At 26.2% G+C, this 21,072-nt stretch carries 20 protein-coding genes and 1 other annotated feature; of the genes, 19 read left to right on the top strand and 1 reads right to left on the bottom strand.

All coding sequences use genetic code 11. The annotated features are described in order from the left end of the window. Positions 1 to 138: 138 nt before the first annotated feature. The 3 genes from H9660_RS00285 to asnB all read left to right on the top strand — a co-directional run bounded on the left by H9660_RS00285 (position 139) and on the right by asnB (position 5,469). Positions 139 to 2,016, top strand: coding sequence for a beta-glucoside-specific PTS transporter subunit IIABC (locus H9660_RS00285; RefSeq protein ID WP_191747344.1), 1,878 nt, complete (start codon positions 139 to 141; stop codon positions 2,014 to 2,016). Between the two features lie 19 nt (positions 2,017 to 2,035). Continuing rightward, positions 2,036 to 3,469, top strand: coding sequence for a 6-phospho-beta-glucosidase (locus H9660_RS00280; RefSeq protein ID WP_191747342.1), 1,434 nt, complete (start codon positions 2,036 to 2,038; stop codon positions 3,467 to 3,469). A gap of 161 nt (positions 3,470 to 3,630) precedes the next feature. Next, entirely contained in the window at positions 3,631 to 5,469 is a 1,839-nt protein-coding gene (gene asnB, locus H9660_RS00275; protein ID WP_191747340.1) for an asparagine synthase (glutamine-hydrolyzing), read from the top strand. 181 nt (positions 5,470 to 5,650) lie between these two features. Here asnB and alr read toward each other — a convergent pair whose 3' ends face one another. Beyond that, entirely contained in the window at positions 5,651 to 6,808 is a 1,158-nt protein-coding gene (gene alr / locus H9660_RS00270; protein ID WP_191747338.1) for an alanine racemase, read from the bottom strand. A gap of 121 nt (positions 6,809 to 6,929) precedes the next feature. On the opposite strand from alr, the gene pdxR reads away from it, so the two are divergent. The 16 genes from pdxR (at position 6,930) to gltX (ending at position 20,732) form a co-directional block, all read left to right on the top strand. Next, a complete protein-coding gene (gene pdxR, locus H9660_RS00265; protein WP_191747336.1) occupies positions 6,930 to 8,324 on the top strand; it encodes a MocR-like pyridoxine biosynthesis transcription factor PdxR in 1,395 nt (464 codons plus the stop codon). A 48-nt stretch (positions 8,325 to 8,372) separates the two neighbouring features. Beyond that, entirely contained in the window at positions 8,373 to 9,563 is a 1,191-nt protein-coding gene (locus tag H9660_RS00260; RefSeq protein ID WP_191747334.1) for a pentapeptide repeat-containing protein, read from the top strand. Between the two features lie 202 nt (positions 9,564 to 9,765). After that, positions 9,766 to 10,260, top strand: coding sequence for a DUF2975 domain-containing protein (locus tag H9660_RS00255; protein WP_191747332.1), 495 nt, complete (start codon positions 9,766 to 9,768; stop codon positions 10,258 to 10,260). 13 nt (positions 10,261 to 10,273) lie between these two features. Further along, positions 10,274 to 10,480, top strand: coding sequence for a helix-turn-helix domain-containing protein (locus H9660_RS00250; protein WP_191747330.1), 207 nt, complete (start codon positions 10,274 to 10,276; stop codon positions 10,478 to 10,480). 12 nt (positions 10,481 to 10,492) lie between these two features. Next, the gene (locus H9660_RS00245) at positions 10,493 to 12,346 is read left to right on the top strand and encodes a DUF4153 domain-containing protein (protein ID WP_191747328.1); all 1,854 of its coding nucleotides are present in this window, start codon (positions 10,493 to 10,495) and stop codon (positions 12,344 to 12,346) included. 22 nt (positions 12,347 to 12,368) lie between these two features. Further along, entirely contained in the window at positions 12,369 to 12,680 is a 312-nt protein-coding gene (locus tag H9660_RS00240) for a hypothetical protein (RefSeq protein ID WP_191747327.1), read from the top strand. Between the two features lie 394 nt (positions 12,681 to 13,074). Beyond that, entirely contained in the window at positions 13,075 to 13,596 is a 522-nt protein-coding gene (locus tag H9660_RS00235; RefSeq protein WP_191747325.1) for a GNAT family N-acetyltransferase, read from the top strand. A gap of 80 nt (positions 13,597 to 13,676) precedes the next feature. Further along, positions 13,677 to 13,859, top strand: coding sequence for a hypothetical protein (locus H9660_RS00230; RefSeq protein WP_191747324.1), 183 nt, complete (start codon positions 13,677 to 13,679; stop codon positions 13,857 to 13,859). 56 nt (positions 13,860 to 13,915) lie between these two features. Beyond that, a complete protein-coding gene (locus H9660_RS00225) occupies positions 13,916 to 14,509 on the top strand; it encodes a hypothetical protein (RefSeq protein WP_191747322.1) in 594 nt (197 codons plus the stop codon). Between the two features lie 54 nt (positions 14,510 to 14,563). Further along, positions 14,564 to 15,346, top strand: coding sequence for a phosphorylase family protein (locus H9660_RS00220; protein WP_191747320.1), 783 nt, complete (start codon positions 14,564 to 14,566; stop codon positions 15,344 to 15,346). 215 nt (positions 15,347 to 15,561) lie between these two features. After that, complete coding sequence (locus tag H9660_RS00215; protein WP_207729379.1) at positions 15,562 to 16,260, top strand: hypothetical protein; 699 nt, start codon at positions 15,562 to 15,564, stop codon at positions 16,258 to 16,260. 61 nt (positions 16,261 to 16,321) lie between these two features. After that, positions 16,322 to 16,873, top strand: a complete 552-nt coding sequence (locus tag H9660_RS00210; RefSeq protein WP_191747318.1) for a GNAT family N-acetyltransferase — start codon at positions 16,322 to 16,324, stop codon at positions 16,871 to 16,873. Positions 16,874 to 16,983: 110 nt separating this feature from the next. Beyond that, positions 16,984 to 17,385: a type VII toxin-antitoxin system MntA family adenylyltransferase antitoxin gene (mntA, locus tag H9660_RS00205; RefSeq protein ID WP_191747316.1), complete on the top strand. Its 402-nt coding sequence runs from the start codon at positions 16,984 to 16,986 to the stop codon at positions 17,383 to 17,385. Next, complete coding sequence (hepT, locus tag H9660_RS00200; protein ID WP_191747314.1) at positions 17,375 to 17,782, top strand: type VII toxin-antitoxin system HepT family RNase toxin; 408 nt, start codon at positions 17,375 to 17,377, stop codon at positions 17,780 to 17,782. The genes mntA and hepT overlap by 11 nt, the downstream gene beginning before the upstream one ends. 76 nt (positions 17,783 to 17,858) lie before the next feature. Continuing rightward, positions 17,859 to 18,704 carry an Rpn family recombination-promoting nuclease/putative transposase gene (locus tag H9660_RS00195; protein ID WP_191747312.1) on the top strand — a complete coding sequence of 282 codons (846 nt, stop codon included), beginning with the start codon at positions 17,859 to 17,861 and terminating at the stop codon, positions 18,702 to 18,704. An 89-nt stretch (positions 18,705 to 18,793) separates the two neighbouring features. After that, positions 18,794 to 19,015 (top strand) — a binding site (T-box leader). Positions 19,016 to 19,070: 55 nt separating this feature from the next. Beyond that, entirely contained in the window at positions 19,071 to 20,732 is a 1,662-nt protein-coding gene (gltX, locus tag H9660_RS00190; RefSeq protein WP_191747310.1) for a glutamate--tRNA ligase, read from the top strand. Positions 20,733 to 21,072: the final 340 nt, after the last annotated feature.

Below are 21,072 nucleotides of genomic sequence, written 5' to 3'. Positions count from 1 at the left end.
ATAAGTATTGATGTACTTTCAAAATGTATAAAAATATTTTGTACATCACTATATATTCATTTTAATGGATAATATGTGTTTCTAATAAGCTTAGGTCTTTTTTATATAAATTTTTAAGTTTTGAAAGGAGATCTTTATATGAAGTTTGAAAAAGAAGCCGAAGAAATTATAAAGTTAGTTGGAGGAAAAGATAATATTGTAAGTTTAGTACATTGTGCTACTAGATTACGTTTTAAACTAAAGAATACATCAATACCTAATAAGGCAGAATTAGAAAAAATGAAGGATGTATTATCTGTTGTAAATAGTGGAGGACAATATCAAGTAGTAATTGGTAATAAGGTTTCTGATTATTTTGCTACTATTATAAAGAAGCTTGGATTAAATGAATCATCTTCTACTGAAAAAGGAGAAAAGGTATCTATAATATCTATGATTTTTGAAACTATTTCTGGTGCATTTTCACCATTAATACCAGCGTTAGCAGGAGCAGGAATGGTAAAAGCACTATTAACTGTACTAACATCCTTTGGATTAATGTCAGATACAACAAGTACTTATGCTATATTATCAGCAGCAGGTAATGGAGTATTTTACTTACTACCTGTATTCTTAGGAATAACCTTAGCTAAAAAGCTTGGGGCTAATATGTTTGTTGGAGGAGCTATTGGTGCAGCTCTTTTAGATCCAAGTTATACAGCTTTAATTGGAGCAGAAGGGATTGTAGACTTTTTAGGAGTAAATGTAAAACCTATTGATTATGCATCAAGTGTATTCCCTATATTTGTATCAATATTTATTTACTATTGGGTTGATAAATTATTAAAGAAGATAATTTTAAAAGATTTACAATTATTCTTAGTACCAATGTTTGCATTATTAATTATGGTTCCTTTAACAGTTATTTTATTTGGACCTTTTGGAACTAATGTAGGTAATATTATTTCTAATTCTGTAATGTGGTTAATTGAAAGAAGTAACTTATTAGCAGGTATAGTTTTAGGTGCAGGAATGCCTTTCTTAGCTATATTTGGACTTCACTGGGGATTTACTCCTATAACATTACAAAATCTTAATACTACAGGTGGAGACCCAATAGAAGGAGCAGCAGTTGCAGCAGTATTTGCTCAAATTGGTATAGCTTTAGGTTTATTCTTAAAATCTAAAAAACATACTCAATTAAGATCTTTAACTGGATCAACAAGTATTACTGGAATATTAGCAGGGGTTACTGAACCTATTATTTATGGTGTTATATTAAAGTATAGAAGAACTATTCCTATTTTAGCTATAGCAGGAGGTATTGGTGGAGCTATATGTGGAGCTTTTGGAGTAACATGTAATGCTTATGTTTTCCATAATATTTTCTCAGCACCAGTTTATACTCCATTTTTAGGATATGTTTTAGGAGTAGGAACAGCTTTAGTAATAGGAACAATATTAGCTTATTTCTTTGGACTTAGCGATGAAGAGATAAAAGAAATGGAAGAAGAAAGTAAAAACTCAGTTAAAGAGAATATGGAAAAAGAATTAAATTTAGAAGGTTCAAAAGATGAAAAAGAAGTAGAGGAATTAGTTTCACCTATTAAAGGAGAACAAATTAATTTATCAGAAGTAGATGATGAAGTTTTCTCATCAGGAGCGGTAGGAGCTGGATTAGGTATTATTCCAGAAGTTGGAGAAGTTATATCTCCTGTAAATGGAACAGTAACAACAATTTTTCCGACTAAGCATGCTATAGGTATAGTATCAGAAAGTGGAGCAGAAATATTAATACATATTGGATTAAATACAGTAGAACTAGATGGGAAGTATTATGAAGTTCATATAAATTCAGGAGATAAGGTTGTTAAAGGACAAAAGCTTGTTTCATTTGATATAGAAGGAATAAAAAGTGAAGGTTATAGTACAGTAACACCAGTTTTAGTAACTAATACAAGTGATTTAAAAGATGTTATTGTTATAGAAAATAAATCAATAAATAAAGGAAATACTATTATAAAAGTAGTTCATTAAAAATGGAGGTAACTAAAGGATGGGATTATCAAAGGATTTTTTATGGGGAGGAGCAGTTGCTGCTCACCAAGTAGAAGGTGGATATAATAAAGGGGGAAAGGGTATAAGTATTGCAGATGTTATGACAGCTGGAACTCATACTATTCCAAGAAAAATAACAGACGGAATTATTGAAGGAAATTATTATCCTAATCATGAAGGGATAAATTTTTATGAATATTATAAAGATGATATAAAATTATTTGCTGAAATGGGATTTAAATGTTTTAGAACAAGTATTGCATGGACTAGAATTTTCCCAAATGGTGATGAAGTAGAGCCAAATGAAGAAGGACTTAAATTCTATGATGATTTATTTGATGAATTATTAAAATATAATATTGAGCCAGTAATAACTTTAAACCATTTTGAAATGCCATATAATTTAGTTAAGAATTATGGCGGATGGCGTAATCGTAGATTAATTGATTTCTTTGTAAGATTTTGTCAAGTAGTAATGAATAGATATAAAAATAAGGTTAAGTATTGGATGACTTTTAATGAAATTAACAATCAAACAATAACGACTAATCCTATATATGCATTTACTAATTCAGGTATTATATACAAAGAAGATGAAAATAAGGAAGAGGTTATGTTCCAAGCTGCACATTATGAGTTTGTAGCAAGTGCAAAGGTAGTTAAGATGGGTCATGAGATTAACCAAAACTTTAAAATAGGATGTATGGTTGCGGCCATGCCAAGCTATCCTTATTCATGTAACCCAGATGATATTATGAAAGCAGAAATTGCTAATAGAGAGCAACTTATGTTTACAGATGTTCACGTTAGAGGAAGATATCCAAAGCATACATTAAAAATGTGGGAAAGAAATAACTTTAAGCTAGATGTAACAAAAGAAGATGAAGAAATCCTAAAAGAAGGAACTGTTGATTTTATCGGATGTAGCTATTATTTAACTACAGTTGTTACAGCTAATGAAGATATGAAAAGAACAGGAAATGATTCAGCAGGTAAAGCTGATGTTGTAGAAAATCCTTACTTAGAAACTTCTGATTGGGGATGGACTATTGACCCAGTAGGCCTTAGATTTTATTTAAATCAATTATATGATAAATATGAAATTCCAATATTTATAGTTGAAAATGGATTTGGAGCTGTAGATGTTTTAAAAGATGATTTAACTATAGATGATGATAATAGAATAGAGTATTTAACTAATCATATAAGAGAAATGAAAAAAGCTATAGAAATAGATGGCGTTGAAGTTATAGGATATACAACTTGGGGATGTATAGATCCAATTTCATTTACAACAGGTGAAATGAAAAAACGTTATGGATTTATATATGTTGATAGAGAAAATGATGGAAGTGGATCATTAAAGAGATATAAGAAAAAATCATTTGACTGGTATAAAAAAGTCATTGAAACTAATGGAGAAAATATCTAATATAAAAAAGTACTATTACCGAATTTGGTGATAGTACTTTTTTATATACTAATATGACAGTAGATATAAATTTCCATTACTCAATAGTATTTTTAAATCACGATTGTCAAAAGCTACACATATAACTATAAATATAGGGTAATAAAAAAGGAAGGATAATTATGTGTGGAATAACAGGATTTATTAATTTTAAGAAGAATATAAAAGAAGAAAATAATATTTTAAAAGACATGACAGATACCTTAATTAATAGAGGACCAAACTCAGAAGGCATGTATGTATCTAATAATATTATGTTTGGACATAGAAGACTAATAGTTGTTGATCCAGAGGGTGGTAGTCAACCTATGAAAAGGTCTGTTAATGGAAAAGAATATGTGCTTGTATATAATGGAGAATTATATAATACTGAAGATATAAGAAAAGAATTATTAAATGATGGGTATAAATTTCAAGGATACTCAGATACAGAGGTTTTACTTTTATCTTATATAAGATGGGGAATAGATGCTATTTCTAAATTTAATGGTATTTTTGCATTTGCTATTTATGATGAAGATAAAAAAAGAGTAGTACTTGCAAGAGATGCTATGGGTGTTAAGCCATTATTCTTTAGTTATAAAAATGATACTTTTATTTTTGGATCAGAAATTAAAGCATTATTAAAACATCCATATGTAGAACCAATTGTAGATAAAGATGGATTAACAGAATTATTTGCTTTAGGACCAGCTATTATACCAGGAAAAACATTATATAAGGATATTGAGGAAGTTAAGCCTGCTCAATATATAATTGTTGATGAAAATGGAATAAAGAAGGATATATATTGGAAACTTAAAGCAGAAGATTTTAGAGAAAGTGAAGAGGAAGCAGTTGAGCATGTAAGAGAACTTCTTACAGATTCTATAAAAAGACAATTGGTAGGGGATGTACCTCTTTGTACTTTTTTATCAGGGGGATTGGACTCTTCAGCAATTTCAGCTATTGCAGCACAGGAATATAAAAAGAAGAATAAAGTTTTAACTACTTATTCAATAGATTATGAAGATAATGAAAGATATTTTAAATCATCATTATTTCAGCCAACTTCAGATAAATATTATGCAGAAGTTATGGCTAAATATATAGGAAGTAACCATAGAAATGTTGTTTTAAATCATAAGGAGTTAGTAACTGCTTTAGATGATGCATTAATAGGAAGAGATTTACCAGGAATGGCAGATGTAGATTCATCTCTTTATCTATTTTGTAAAGAAGTTAAAAAAGATTTTGTAGTTGCATTATCTGGAGAATGTGCAGATGAATTATTTGCAGGATATCCATGGTTTACTAATGAAGATATGATAAATGCTAAAACTTTTCCATGGTCAAGATTTGTAAGTGATAGAAGAGAAATATTAAGTCCAGAATTAAAGAATTTAAAAATAGAAGAAGTAGCTAACTCAGCTTATGTAGATACTTTAAAGGAAGTTCCACATTTAGAAGGAGAAAATCCTTTAGAATATAGAATGAGGGAGTTATTTTATTTAAACTTAAGATGGTTTATGGTAAATTTATTAAATAGAAAAGACAGAATGAGTATGGCAAATAGCTTAGAAGTAAGAGTTCCATTTGCAGATTATAAAATAGTAGAATATGCATTTAATATTCCATCAAATATAAAACTTTTAAATGGAAGAGAAAAAGGATTATTAAGAAAATCCTTAGAGGGAATATTACCACAAGATATAATATATAGAAAGAAGAGTCCATATCCAAAGACACATAATCCAATATATACAGATTATGTTTGTAATATAATGAATGAAATATTAGAAAATAAAACATCACCTATTTTAGATATAATAGATAAAAATAAAATTAAAGAAATAGTTGATACAAAAGGAACTTCATATAAAACACCATGGTTTGGACAGCTTATGACAGGACCTCAAATGATTGCATATTTAATTCAAATTAATAACTGGCTAAGATATTATAAAGTTAAAATTATATAAAAATGCGAACATTTTTATAATGAAAAATTAAAATTAAGAATGTAGAATTAAGGAAAAAAATCCTTCAGATTTTTAAATAAAAGGTGCTTTGCACCAATTTAAATTAAGTTTTGCTGTGCAAAACCTCCTTAATTTTACATTTTTAATTCTTCATTCTTAATTTAAGATTGCTTAGCAATCTTTACATAAGGTATCTTATTCCCATTATTTTGTCATCTTTAATATAAACCCTAGGGGCTCTACGGCCTATAAGACAAAGAATTTCATAGCTTATAGTGTTTAATATTTCTGACATATCATCTGCATCGAATTTAATATCTCCATCAGATCCTAGAAGTATAACTTCATTATCTAATTTAACATCAGGAATATCAGTTACATCAACCATAAATTGATCCATACATACATTTCCTATTATAGGTGCTAATTTTCCGTTAATTATAACCTTACCTTTATTAGAAAGTCCTCTTGAATATCCATCTGCATATCCAACTGGAAGTGTAGCTACCTTAGTCTTTCTAGTTGTTTTATAATTTTTTCCGTATCCTATATATTCATTTTCTTCTACTTCTTTAATATGAATAATTCTAGTTTTCCAAGTTAAAACAGGCTTAATATTAAAATCAGTAGTATTAACTTCATTAGAAGGATAATAACCATACTGTATTATTCCAGGTCTAACATAGTTATAGTGACTTTCAGGAATATCTATTATAGCTGCACTATTAGAAAAATTCTTTTTTTCTATCTTTATATTTTGTTCTTTTAGTTTATTTATTATTGAATTATAAATATCCATTTGTTTATTAGAATAGCTTTTATCCATTGAATCAGCTGTTGAAAAGTGAGAAAAAATACTTTCTATTTCTAAATTACTTAATTTAGAAATATTAACTATATCATTAATATCACTATCTGTATTTCTAAAGCCTATTCTACCCATTCCAGAGTCAATGGCAATATGAATTTTTATTTTTTTATTAGTTTCTATAGCTTTAGAATTTAATTTTTTTGCAAATTCTAAAGATGAAACTGTTGGTTCAACGTTATATTGTATTAATGAATCAATTGCATAATCTTCACTTATTCCAAGAAGCATTATTGGAGCATCAATATCATTTTCTCTAAGTTCTATAGCTTCTACAATATTTGCAACTGCAAGTTTTTTTACATTGCAATTTAATAAAGTTTTAGAGATTTCAACGGCTCCATGACCATAAGCATTAGCTTTTACAACTCCAATTATTTCACTGTTATGAGATTTTTTCTTTATTTCTTCAATATTATTTATTAAATTGTTTAAATTAATTTCTGCCCAAATTGGATGTAATAAATTCATACTAAATCTCCTTACTATCATTGACTTCTTAATATTACCATTGATAATATTATATACATAAACTGAAACTTTGATAAGTATCAGTTTTGATAAAATTTATGGTATCAGATTGGGTGATGAAATGGACATATTAACGATAAATTTGAATTCTAAAAGTAATGTTCCACAATATATTCAACTTTACAATTTTATAAAGGAAGAAATTCAAGTTGGAAGATTAGAAGCTAATAGTAAACTGCCATCAAAGAGAAAATTATCTAAGCATTTAGGAGTTAGTCAAAATACTATAGAAGCAGCCTATGAGCAGTTAAAAGCAGAAGGATATATAATTTCTATTCCTAAGAAGGGATATTTTGTTTCAAAGCTTCAAGGAGTAGTAAATATAAATACTGTTAAGGAAAATAAAAGAGAAAAATTAAAGGTTAAAAAACCATATAAGTATGAATTTTATTCTAGTAGAGTAGATTTAGAAAGCTTTCCATATTCAATATGGAAAAAAATAAATAAAGATATTATAAGTGAAGAGAATAAGGACTTATTACAAATAGGGCATTCTCAAGGAGATAGAAATTTAAGAGAAGCAATATTAAATTATTTAAAATTTTCTAGAGGGGTTAATGCTAGTGTAGATAACTTAATTATAGGATCAGGAAGTGAATATTTAATTCAAGTTTTAATAAATATAATTGGTAGAGATAAGACTTATGCTACTGAGGAACCAGGATATTATAAGATAAGAAAAATATTTAAAATAAATGATATAGATTCAAAGGCAATTCCAATAGATGAACAAGGAATTAAAATAGAAAGTTTAAATACTAATAATGTTGAAGTCCTTCATATAACACCATCTCATCAGTTTCCAACAGGAGTTATTATGCCAGTTAATAGAAGGCTTAATCTTTTAAATTGGGCTGAGGAGAAAAAGGGTAGATATATAATAGAGGATGATTATGATAGTGAATTTAGGTTTGAAGGAAAACCAATACCAGCATTACAAAGTTTAGATAGTAAGGGAAAGGTAATTTACCTGGGAACATTTTCAAAATGCTTTTTCCCATCTACAAGAATTGCATATATGATATTGCCAGATGAATTAATGAATATTTATAGAAAAGACTTTAGCTTTTTAGCATGTACAGTTTCAAGGCTTTCTCAGCAAGCTTTAGTTAAATTTATTAATGAAGGGTATTTTGAAAGACATTTAAACAGAATGAGAAATATATATAAGAAAAAAAGAGAATTTTTAGTATTGCTAATAAAAAAATACTTACCTAATACAGATATTATAGGAACTAATTCAGGACTTCATTTACTTCTTAAAGTTAATAATGGAATGAGTGAAGAAGAACTTATAAAAGCTGCTGAAGAAAAGGAAATAAGAATTTTAGGTTTATCTAACTCCTATTTAAATAAGCCTGATGAGAAAAGTACTGTTTTCTTAGGCTATGCTAGCCTTAAAAATGAGGAAATGGAGAAAGCTATTATTTTGTTAAAGAAAGCTTGGAATTTATAATAAAAAATTGTAAATAATATAGGTAAAGTAAATTAAGGGAGAAATTTTATGACCTATGTTAATTTTAAAGAAGAAGTTTTTGTAGCTAAAAAGCAAATAAATAAAAGAAGAGCTAATAATAATAAGCTGTTTGAAAAGTTATCTGAAAATAAAGGGATTAATTCAGAATATAGTGCAAGTGAAAAATACAGTTTTAAAGAGCATAGAAAGTTAGTTTTAGGTGGAGGACATCCTAAGAAAGAAGATGAATTTGAAGAAGTTAAAGATTTAGATATAATTTGTGCTAAATTTATTAAATGTAGATTTTCTAATATTAAATTTACTAATTGTAGATTTATTGCTTGTTATTTTGAAGAATGTGATTTTATGGGAGGGGGAGTAGTTTTTCAAAACTGTACCTTTGTTAAGAAAGATAGTGATGAAAAGCCTAATTTAAATAAAGAAGGAAATTTTTCTTGTGAATTTAATAATTGCAATATATATGCAAAGTTTATATATTCAACTATTGAATATATAATTTTTGATAATTGTAATTTAAAAAATACTAATTTTGAATTAAGTGATATGAGTAGTGGAATGATATTTAATTCAAATTTAGATATGGTTATAATTTCTGATACAGACCTTTCAGGAGCTAAAATAGTAAATACCTATATAAAAGATTTAGAGTTTAGAGATAAAGATAAAAGTAAGATGGATGAAAAAACATTTATAGATAAAATTAAGCTTAGAGAAAAAACTAGGGATGAATATGAAGGAATATATACTGTCTATGAAAATATTGCAGATAAGTTTAAAGATAATAATTTAAATAATAATTTTGGTGAGTATTATTTTTTATGTAGAAAAACTCAAAGAAAAGCCCTTAAGCCTTTACCTAAAATTTCATCTACCATTCAGTTAATTACATGTGGCTATGGAGAAAGACCACTTTATGCAATTTATTTTTCATTATTTATGATATTACTATTTTCAATTTTATATTTATTCTTTGGAATAAAGGTAAATGAAGAAATAATTACATATAGTGATAATATTTATAAGGTATTAAACTTAAGAACATTTTTAAAGGACTTTAATGAATCTTTAAATTTAAGTGTAGGAATGTTTGCAGCTATAGGTTTAAATGAAGCTCAACCTTCACCAAGATCATATATGATAAGTAATCTTGAAATGATAATAGGAGTATTGATGATAGGAGTTGGAGTTGGATCATTAGTAAAGAAAATAGTAAGATAAAAAAGTAAATTTAAAATGTGTTTTGAAGAATATAAAAATTATTTTTCAAAACACATTTTTGTTTAGATAAATTTAATATATTAGTTTAAAATACACAAAAACAATTGATGCGAAATAATAAAAATATATTGTTTTACGATAAAAATATCTTGATAAAGATATGAAATAGTGATAATATAGATTTAATGATAGGAGGGATTTTATGGAACTAAAGGATGAAAGAAAATTATCAAAAGTATTATCAATTACTCTTAATTTTAGTATTATTTTAGGTGTAATTCTTACAGGGATACTTATATATGATACTTTTATAAAGCGAGGAATACAAAACTTAATAATTAATAAAGGTTTAATAATAATGTTATTGGCATTAGGGATAGGAAGTTTGTTTTATATAGTATTTATGTTAAAAGGAATAATTAATACTTTAATTAAAGGGGATCCCTTTGTTAGGTCTAATGCAATAGCTTTTAAGAAAATATCTGTATCATGTTTAATAATATCGATGTGTTATTTATTAAATTTACTTTTAAATTCTAATTTTAAAGATTTTAAATTTATTTATGTAGATAATATGGGAATTCATACTGATATGGAGGTATTTATTTTCTTGTTTGCATCTGCCTTTATATATATTTTAGCTAGAGTATTTGATAAAGCTGTATCCTTTAAAGAGGAAAATGATTTAACTATATGATAAGGAGAATAACATGAAAATAGTTGTAAATTTAGATGTTATGATGGCTAAGAGAAAGGTTTCTTTAAATGATTTAGCTGAAAGAGTAGGAATAACTAATGCAAATCTTTCTATATTAAAAAATAATAAGGCAAAAGCAATAAGATTCTCAACTTTAGAAGCAATTTGTAGGGAACTTAATTGTCAGCCTGGAGATATATTAGAATATGTAAATGAATAGTGGAGGTGTAATATGGTCAATGCTGTATCTTTAGTTTTAATGAAAGGAGAAAGAATCCTTTTATTAAATAGAGAAAAAAATAGAATGCCGATTATTGTTATAAGGGATAATGAAACTCCAGAAAAGTGTATTGAGAGATGGACTAAAGATAATGTAGAAATAGGTTCAGCAAAGATAATAAAGCATGATAAAACTTTTAAAGTAGAAAACTACAATATAAATTTAATTTTTATTGATTGTAGTAATTCAGAAGTAAAATTATTAAATGAGGATTTAGTATTTGAAAATTGTAGTTTTGTAAGTAATTTAAATAAAGTAGAAGAGGGAATGTTAAGAAGTTTAATTATAAAATGTGGATTATTAAACTATAAATCCTTTGCGGTAGAATCTTTAGCAAGAGCATATAGTATGAGTAATGCTTTTAAAGAAAAAAAGCCTTTTATAGAATTAGAGAAAGGAAGAATGGATAGCAATAAGGCTATAGGACTTATAGGATTAGCTTTATTAATAGGAGCACTATTTTCTGTGTTTGTATTTAATTATTTAGGAGTTTCAGTTCCTATTATAATATTATTAATGATTGGAACTTTTATAAAAATAGTTGGAATTAAAAATAAAAGTATAATAGGTTTCTTCTTCTTAATTTCAAGCTTTATATTGTCAATAACCTATGGAATATTTACAAATGAAGTATTTAGAGTGTTAAATTTAATAGTTATTCCTATTAGCTTGTTTTCTGGATTTTTACTTTTAACTTATGATAAAGTTGAATTCAAGGCAATAAGCTTTATAGCAGCATTTTTAGAATTAATACTTGCAGAGTCTATAGAAAATACAACAAAGCTTCCAAAAGAATTAAAAGATAGGTTTGGAAGTGTAGATTCTGAAAAGAAAAATGGGTATATGAAATATGTAATTAAAGGTCTATTTATTTCTATTCCTACACTTATAGTATTATTGATGCTACTTTCGGGAGCAGATGAGATATTTAACTATTATTTATCTAATATTTGGGACTATATTAATATAAAAAATATTTATGATTTTATTATTAGATTTATATTGGCTAGTATGCTTATGTTTATAATTTATGGATTAAACTATGGATTATCATCAACTAAAGTTATAAAGGTAAATAATAAAAATATTAATAAAACATTGAACTCAACAACAGTAATAACAGTATTAGTATCTGTAATTTTAGTGTATTTAGTATTTACAAAAATTCAAGTATCTTATCTATATTTAAACAAAGCTTTACCAGAAGGATTTAGTTTTTCAGAATATGCAAGAAAAGGATTTTTCCAATTAGTATTTTTAGTATTTATTAATTTAGTTACTATAATAACAATTAAATTAAAAACAGATGTAAAAAATTCAAAAGTAAACAGTGTTTTAAATATAATGTATAGCATAATTACTCTTTTAACTTTAAATATGGGAACAGCTGCAATATATAAAATGAACTTATATATAAGTGAATTTGGATACACAAGGCTTAGAATATTAGTTCAAGTTTTCACATTATTTTTATGTATATCATTAGTGCTACTTCTTGCATTTATAATTAGAGAGAAAGTTTTATTTAAACCTATAGCAATTACAGCTATGATAATTTATATAGGATTAAATTATATAAATATAGATAATTTTATTGCAAAAGAAAATATAAAGCTTATAGAAAAAAGAGCTGAAATAGATTTATGGTATTTATCAACACTTTCTTTAGATGCAAAAGAAGCTCTTAGTGAAGGAAGAAAAAATGGAGTAGTAAGTAACGAATATTATAATCTATGGGTAAATAAAAAAGTGTTAACTGAACATTGGTATGAGTATAACTATATGAATGAGAATGTATTAAAATAAGATTTAGAAAGAGGTATATAGCATGATTGCTTTACTTAATCTAAGTTGTTTATTTCTAGGATTAATTTCTTGGTTAATTCCAATAATAATTATTATAATGAAAAAGATTAGTAATAAAAAAAGATATATATCTATATTTATAAGTATGAGTATTTGTTTATTATCTATATATTTACAAAGTTTGTATATAAAATATTTAATTAATATTAATGACTGGACAGCTTTAATGGATATAATAGGTACATCTATAGTTTTAGAATTTATTATGATACTTGTTAATATTATATTAAATTGTACTATCTTAATTTTACTAAATAAATATGAGGAAAAATAGATACTATTTTTGAAAGGGTATATATGAGAAATATAATAAGAAAGTTATGATTATAGAAGAAATTAATATATTTTAGATTATAAGTGCGTCTATTAATTTTAAAATTACTTAGAGAGAGCTCCGAGTAATAAAAAAATAAATAGATGTACTTTTTTATTTATTCAAAGTTATAAAATAAGTAAAAATATGATATAATTACCAATAAAAACTAACTTGATTGATAATCTTATAAGAACTAAAGAGTTTAGTGATGATAATTGCATTAAAAAGGTATTAGAATTAAATCATAGCAATTAATAGAAAAATAAGTAGTTAATTGTTAAGAGAGTATAAGGAAATTAAAGTGAAAAAAATATTTTTTATAAAATAAATATAGGATGGAGAAGATTTAAAAATGGAAATAAAATTAATAAAACCAACTATAGAATACGCTAATGATATTATGGAATACAAAAGAGAATTTTTGGAATGTGGAGATACTATGGCTGGATGTGGAAACTTAAAAGAATGCTCTACAGCTGAAGAGTGGATTAAGGAAAATGAATTAAGAGAAAATAGTAAAACTATTCCAGATGACAAGGTTAGTTCTAGTGCTTATATAGCAGTAAGAATGTCAGATAATAAAATTGTTGGAATGATTAATTTTAGACATCATATTAATCATCCTATACTTGGTACATGGGGAGGTCATATAGGATATTCTGTTCGCCCATGTGAAAGAAAAAAAGGTTATGCAAAAGAGATGCTTAGACAAGTTATTATAATTTGTAAAATGTATGGATTAGATAAAATACTTGTAACTTGTAATAAGAAGAATATAGGAAGTAAAAGAACCATAATTGCTAATGGCGGATTATTTGAAAAATATATTGAAGTAAATGGTGATATTAAGGAACGTTATTGGATAAAGCTGTAATAAAGAATTTAAAATTTTTTATAAAGAAATATTATTATTTTTAAGGGCATTACCTCAAATTAATTAAGGAGATAGATGATATGATAAGTGGAATTATATTAATTGCTGGAGGTCTATTATGTTTATTGTTACCAAAGGCTAACTGGTATAAGGAATCTATAATAAAGCATAAACACTTAGAAACAGAGGAGTTTTTATCTTTTATTAGAAAAATAGTGGGTTTTGTATTTATATTTTTAGGTATTTTATCTTTCTTTTTATAAAATAATTATTAATAAAATACTAGATTAAAAATATTTAATAAGGTGGAGTAAATAAAATGAGAAAAATAATATTAAGTATTTCTACAATTATTATTTTAGTTATATCAGTAGTAATCTTTATCTTAATAAATGTAAAAAAAGACTTTAAGGAATATTTAAAAGTAAATTATCCCAATAGTGTCTTTCAGGTTGATTTACCTAAAATAGATTTTATTTATGGAAGTTATTATTCAGATGTATTTTGTATAAGTGATAGTATTTCTTTTAAAATAAGTAAATCATGGAATACAAAGCAAGTATCAGAGCATTATTCTGAAATAAAAAATAGAGAAAAAAATAATTTTGAAATAGCACAAATTTTTAGTAATAGTGAAGTTGAAAAATATATAAGTAGTATTAGTGCAGGAAGTAAATTTCCTACAACAGAGAAATACAAATATGATGCAATATATCTCAGTATCATTCCAGATACTGAGATGATATCTATAACAAAAGATATTTTTAATTTCTTAAAGGAAAAGAAAATTGAAGTAGCTGAAATTAATATTAGTTATGAAAAAAATATGGGTGTGTACGAAGGTCAATTTTCGGATAAAGATTATGATTTAGATGCAAATGAAATAGAAGAGAAAATAATAAAAATAAAGTGATTTTTATTACTTGGAATTAGTTTTTAATATTTATTTAAGAAGAGGGGGAGAATTTTGGATTTATATAATAAAATTAGATTTAATATGGAGAGGTTTAGTGGCTGTACAGATTTTTTGGATGCCATATATGGGTTAGATGAAAATGAAGATTATGAAGCTATTATTTTAGCACCGTCTTGGAAACCGGAAAAGATATTCAAAAATTTTAATGCTAAAATTGAATTAATTAAAATAGGACCATATTATAATAGTTACATTGTAGAAGTAGAGAATAAGAAATATGGATATATACAAACTTCAGCAGGAGCATCTAATTTGGTAGATTGCTGTTTGACATTGGGAAATGCTAAATGTAATAAAATAATATTTATAGGTGCAGTTGGAGCATTAAAAGATGATATGAAGTTAGGAGATATTATTACTCCATCAAAATCTATTGCAGGGGAGGGGGCATCACTTTATTTGTATGAAAATATATCTGTTGATAGGTTTCAAAGGCTAGTATATCCTAAGGTAGAATTAAAAGAAAATTTAATAAGTATTGCAAATAAAATTGGAATTGAAGTTAAAGAAAAAGTAGTATATTGTACAGATTCTATATTTTGTGAATATTTTCATTTAAATGAGATATTAGGAGTGGGTAGTGAAGCAATAGAAATGGAAACAGCATCATTTTATCGTTGTATGGAAATTATGAATAAAGAAGGAATTGCAATTTTGTGTGTTTCAGATAATTCAGCTACACAAAATGCATTAATTGGAAGAAGTGAAGAAGATACAGAAAAATTTCATAAAAGTAGAGAAGAATTAATTCCAAAATTAATATTAAGTTTATAGAATATATGTATTTAATTGTGATCAATAAGTAGGAATTTATATAAGAATATTAAATATAATTAATGAATTTTATATTAAGAATGTATTTAAAGTTTTAGGGAATTTGGTTGTTTTAGGGAAATAGTGGAGGAGAAAGTGAGAAAATAATTAATCAATTGTATTATTAAGTTGCGATAGATTTATAATAAATGAAAGTAAATAGAGGGGCTGAATTTATGTGGAAAAAAGTTGAAAGTGAAAACTACATATTTAATTTTTCAAATGGTAGCATTGCAGAAAAAGAAATAAATGAAATCATACTATGTCAAGAAGGATGTTTTAAATATATAACCAATGTTTTGCAGACTAATTTTAAAGGTAAAATAGAATATTACCTTTGTGAAACAGCAGAACAGGTTGGTGAATTATATGGTGATAATGAACCTTGTAATGGATTTGCAAGATTACCTAATAATATTTATGCAGTATACAATAATGATATAAAATGCATTGGATTTCATGAAGATGCTCATATAATTTCATATGGAATAAACATCCCGAATTCAGCTGCAATTAGAGAAGGACTAGCCATGTTTTTTGATAGAAAATGGCATGGGTTATCCAACTTAGATTGGGTGCAGTTTTATATCAATGAAAATGAATATATAAGCATTGTAGATATGATAGAGGATGAAATATTTTATAATATTGACTGCAATATTTCATATCCTATTATGGGTGCATTTACTGAATATTTAATTTTAAGCTATGGGATAGAAAAATATAAAAAGTTCTACTCATTTAAAGAAATTAAAGAAGGATTTTTAAATGTATTTGGTCATGATATAGAAGTTTTTGAAAAGCAATTTAAAAAATACATGAATCTAGTTGGAATAAGTGAAGAGTTACTTAAGTTAATAAAAAACTTAAAGTAATATCAACCACAATATTAACAGTTTGTGAAGTAAAAATAGGAGAAGAGATTGGAGAGAAACTATGATTATTGATAAGAAAGAAATTATATTAAAAAATGGACAAAAAGTATTACTTCAAAGTGCAATGGAAAAGGATGCAGAAATGATTTGTCATCATCGTTATATTACTTCTTTTGAATCGTATTTTATGGCAAGATACCCGGAAGAAATAAGTTTAGATGTAGAAGGAATGAAAGAAAGATTAGTTTCTATTGAGAAGGATGATAAGGATTTCACAATTACAGCTTTTTTAGATGGAAAAATAATAGGAGATGCAGGAGTAACTAAAATTAGAAATCATATGAAGTATAAGCATAGAGCATATTTTGGAATTTCTATTTTGAAGGAATATTGTAATCAGGGACTTGGAAAATATATATTAGATATTGCATTAGAACAAGCTGAGAAGAATGGTTTTGAACAAGTTGAATTAGGTGTATTTGAAGATAATCTAGGAGCAATACATTTATATAAAAAATGTGGATTTAAAAAAGTTGGAATTCAACCAAGAGCCTTTAAACTTAAAGATGGTACTTATAGAGATGAAGTTCAAATGGTACATATTTTTAATTAATATGTATCAGTGTTTACCTTGATTATGCAAAAGAAAAATTATAGTATAAATCCTTTTGGAAAGTGTTATAATTACATTAAAGTGGACAATACTTTAATTGAGGTGAAATAATGTTTGAAGATAAGTTAAGGGAAGCTATTGAGCTATTATTAGAATATAATCCCATTATCATATATTTATTTGGATCTGCAAGTAGAAATGAGTTAAGAGAAGATAGTGACATTGATATTGCATTTTTATCTAAGGAAGATATTGATGAATATGATGTGTTTATGAAAGCACAAGAACTTGCTGATATTTTTAAAAGAGAAGTAGATTTAATTGATATTTCAAAGTCATCAACAGTATTTAAAGCTCAAATAGTAGGAAATGGAAAAGTTATTTATTGTTCAGATGACAAGGAAAGAATGTTTTTTGAGATGCGTAGCTTTAAAGAATATGTTTTATTTAATGATGAGAGAAAATGTATTATTGAAAAGATAAAAGAAAGAGGTTCTATCTATGGCAAGTGATGTAATTTTAAATAAAATAGATACTATAGAAAGATGTATAAATAGAATAAAAGAAGTTTATGATAATAATCCAGAGAATTTAAATGATTATACAAAACAAGATTCTATAGTATTAAATATTCAAAGAGCATGTGAGGCTTCTATTGACTTAGCTATGCATGTTATTTCAGAGAAAAAATTAGGAGTTCCACAAAGTAGCAGAGATGGTTTTGAAGTATTAAATAAAAATAATTTAATAGATGATAAATTAACTAAAAATTTAAAAGCTATGGTTGGTTTTAGAAATATAGCTATACATGACTATAAAAAAATTGAAATAAAAATTGTTCAAATGATAATTGAAAAGCATCTAAATGATTTTCAAGAGTTAATATATTATATGAATAAATTAATATAAGGTTTTAAGTAAGGGTATAATAAAGCTAGTATAAGATAATAATTGAACTAAAGATTAAATAATGAGGTGAATATAAATGAGAAAGATAAAACCATTAAATGATTTTATATTCAAGAAAATATTTGGTGAAAAAGGTAATGAAGATATTTTAATATCATTCATTAATGCTGTATTAAAAAGAACTAAAAAAGAGCCTATTGTTGAAGTTGAAATTATAGAGAATAAACAATTAACAAAAGAGCTTATTATAGATAAAACAGGAATAATTGATGTAAGGGCCAAAACTTCTAATGGTGAAAATATAGATATAGAAGTTCAGCTTACAGATCAGGGAAATATGGATAAAAGAACATTATTTTATTGGGGAAAGATGTATCTTGAGAATATAAAGCAGGGTCAAGATTATACAAGTTTAGAAAAGGTTATTACAATTAATATTTTAGATTTTGAATTCTTAGGAACTGAAAATTATCAGTCTTCATTTCATCTGTGGGAAGATATTGAAAAAGATTATATGCTAACAGATGTTGTTGAAATACATTTTTTGGAATTACCTAAGTTTAGAAGTAAAAAAGATAGAGATTATAGAGAAAATGGTATAGAAAGATGGCTTGCGTTTTTAGAAAAAGATATATCTGAAACTACATTGAAGGAGTTGATGAGTTTGGATCAAGCAATAGAAAAGGCTGAACAAAAAATCGAATACCTAAGTAGTGATGAGGAAACTATGAGAATTTACTATGAAAGAGAAAGATCTTTACATGAAAGAGCTAACATGATTAGTTCTGCAGAGGAGAGAGGAGAAAAAAAGGCAAAATTAGAAATTGCTAATAACTTATTAGATGTGTTAGATGATGAGACTATAAGTATAAAAACAGGATTAAACATAGAGGAAATTAAGGATTTAAGAAATAATAAGTAGTTTAGATAGGGTTAAGGCCTATAAAATAAAGCATAAATTATTTACAAAGGGGCAATGTAAAGTTATAATGTTACTGATAATAAATGAATATCTAGGCTTTGAAAGAGAAAAGTATATAGTAATTTAATTTAAAGAGATCTAGGGAGGGTGTAATCCTAGAAATTAAACCTATAGAAAGAAGCTCTGGAGCTATAAACTGAAAAAACATTTTGTAAGTAGGTTTATGGGATTCTTCCCTTAAAAAGAAAGAGTGGATTAATTTATATTAATCAACTTAGGTGGTAACGCGGAATATGTCTTTCGTCCTAAGGTTTTTTAGGATTGAAGACTTTTTTTATTTTTAAGTAAACGAAAGGATGTAAAATTATGAGTTTTGAAAAATTAGCTGAATTAATATTCCCTGAAATTGATAAGACACCGGAATATTACATTGAAAAATATCCAAAGAGAAATTTAAAAGAAGGTGCTGTAGTTTCAAGATATGCTCCATCTCCAACAGGCTTCCAACATATAGGGGGAGTTTTTGCTGCATTAATCAATGAAAGATTAGCAAGCCAAACTGAAGGTATTTTCTTCTTAAGAATAGAAGATACAGATCAAAAAAGAGAAGTTAAAGGTGCTATAGAAGATACTATACAAACTATGCATAACTTTGGAATGGATTTTAATGAAGGTATGACTGGTGAAGATTCATCTAAAGGTGAATATGGTCCATATAGACAAAGTGAAAGAGCTGAAATATATAAAACTTTTGTAAAAGACTTAATTAAAAAAGGTTTAGCTTATCCAGCTTTTGATACTCCAGAAGAATTAGCAGAACTTAGAGAAAGACAAACAGAAGCTAAGATAACTCCAGGATATTATGGAGAATATGCTAAAGATAGAAATTTAACTGAAGAAGAGTATATTGAAAGAATTAATAGTGGAAAAGATTATGTAATAAGATTTAAATCACCAGGAAACAGTGAAACAAGAGTTGAGTTTTCGGATTTAATAAAAGGTGATATAAGCTTCCCAGAAAATGTTCAAGATGTAGTTATAATAAAGGGAGATGGACTTCCAACTTACCACTTTGCTCATGCTATAGATGATGCATTAATGAGAACTACTCATGTAATAAGAGGAGAAGAATGGTTATCTTCTTTACCAATACACGTACAATTATTTGATACTTTAGGTTTTGAAAGACCAAACTATGCTCATATTCCAACAATAATGAAAAATGATAATGGATCAAAGAGAAAGCTATCAAAGAGAAAAGATGCTGAAGCAGCTGTATCATACTATAAAGAAGTTGGATACCCAGTTCAATCAGTTATTGAATACCTACTTAATATAGTAAACTCTACATTTGAAGAGTGGAGAGCTGAAAATCCTACAGTAGATTATCATGACTTTGAAGTAGCTTTAGATAAGATGAGTAAATCAGGAGCGTTATTTGATATAGTAAAATTAAATGACGTAAGTAAAGAAGTTATTTGTAAGCTAAAAGCAGATAAGGTTTATGATTTATATACTGAATGGGCTAAAGAATATGATAAAGAAATGTATGATTTAGTAACTTCAAATGAAGCTATGTCAAAGGAAATCTTTAATATAGATAAAGAAGGTCCAAAGCCAAGAAAAGACTTTGCAAAATGGGATGAAGTAAGAGGAAAAGTTGATTATTTCTTTGATGAATTATTTAATAAAGAAACAGCAGAAAATGTTGAACTTCCAAAGACTTTAAGCTTAGAAAATGCAAAAGAAATAATAAAAGTATACAAAGATAAATTTAACTTCAATGCAGGAAGCCAAGAAAACTGGTTTGAAGATTTAAAAGCTATTGGAGCGGAACTTGGATATTGTGCAAATAGAAAAGAATATAAAGCAAATCCAGATGCATTCAAAGGAATGATTTCTGATGTTGCTGGAGCTGTAAGAGCAGCACTATCTCATAGAAGCAACACTCCAGATCTTTATACTATTATGCAAATATTAGGAGAAGATAAAGTAAGAGCTAGATTTGAAGCATTTTTAAATATATAAATAAAAAATTGAACTATCTTAATGGTAGTTCAATTTTTTTAGCTATATTTTAATATAGTATTAATAATAGAATGTATAAAAATATGTTTAAGGAAAGTTAATTAAGCTAATACTAGTAAAATTGCACTAGAATATAGGAAATATAATATTAAATTTTCAAAATAGGGATGATTGGGGAGTTAAAGTAATAGATACTATTGCTGAATAAATTAAAATTAAGTTTATATTAAAGAAATTTTGATTTAATGTTATAATAAAGTTACTACAAGATAATAATTTAACTAATGATAAAAATAATGAGGTAAATATATATGAGAAAAATAATTCTACTTATGAGAAG

Origin of the sequence: Clostridium gallinarum (genome assembly GCF_014836325.1) — a bacterium.
Lineage (GTDB): Bacteria > Bacillota > Clostridia > Clostridiales > Clostridiaceae > Clostridium > Clostridium gallinarum.
This window is presented reverse-complemented; position numbering and strand designations above follow the sequence as displayed.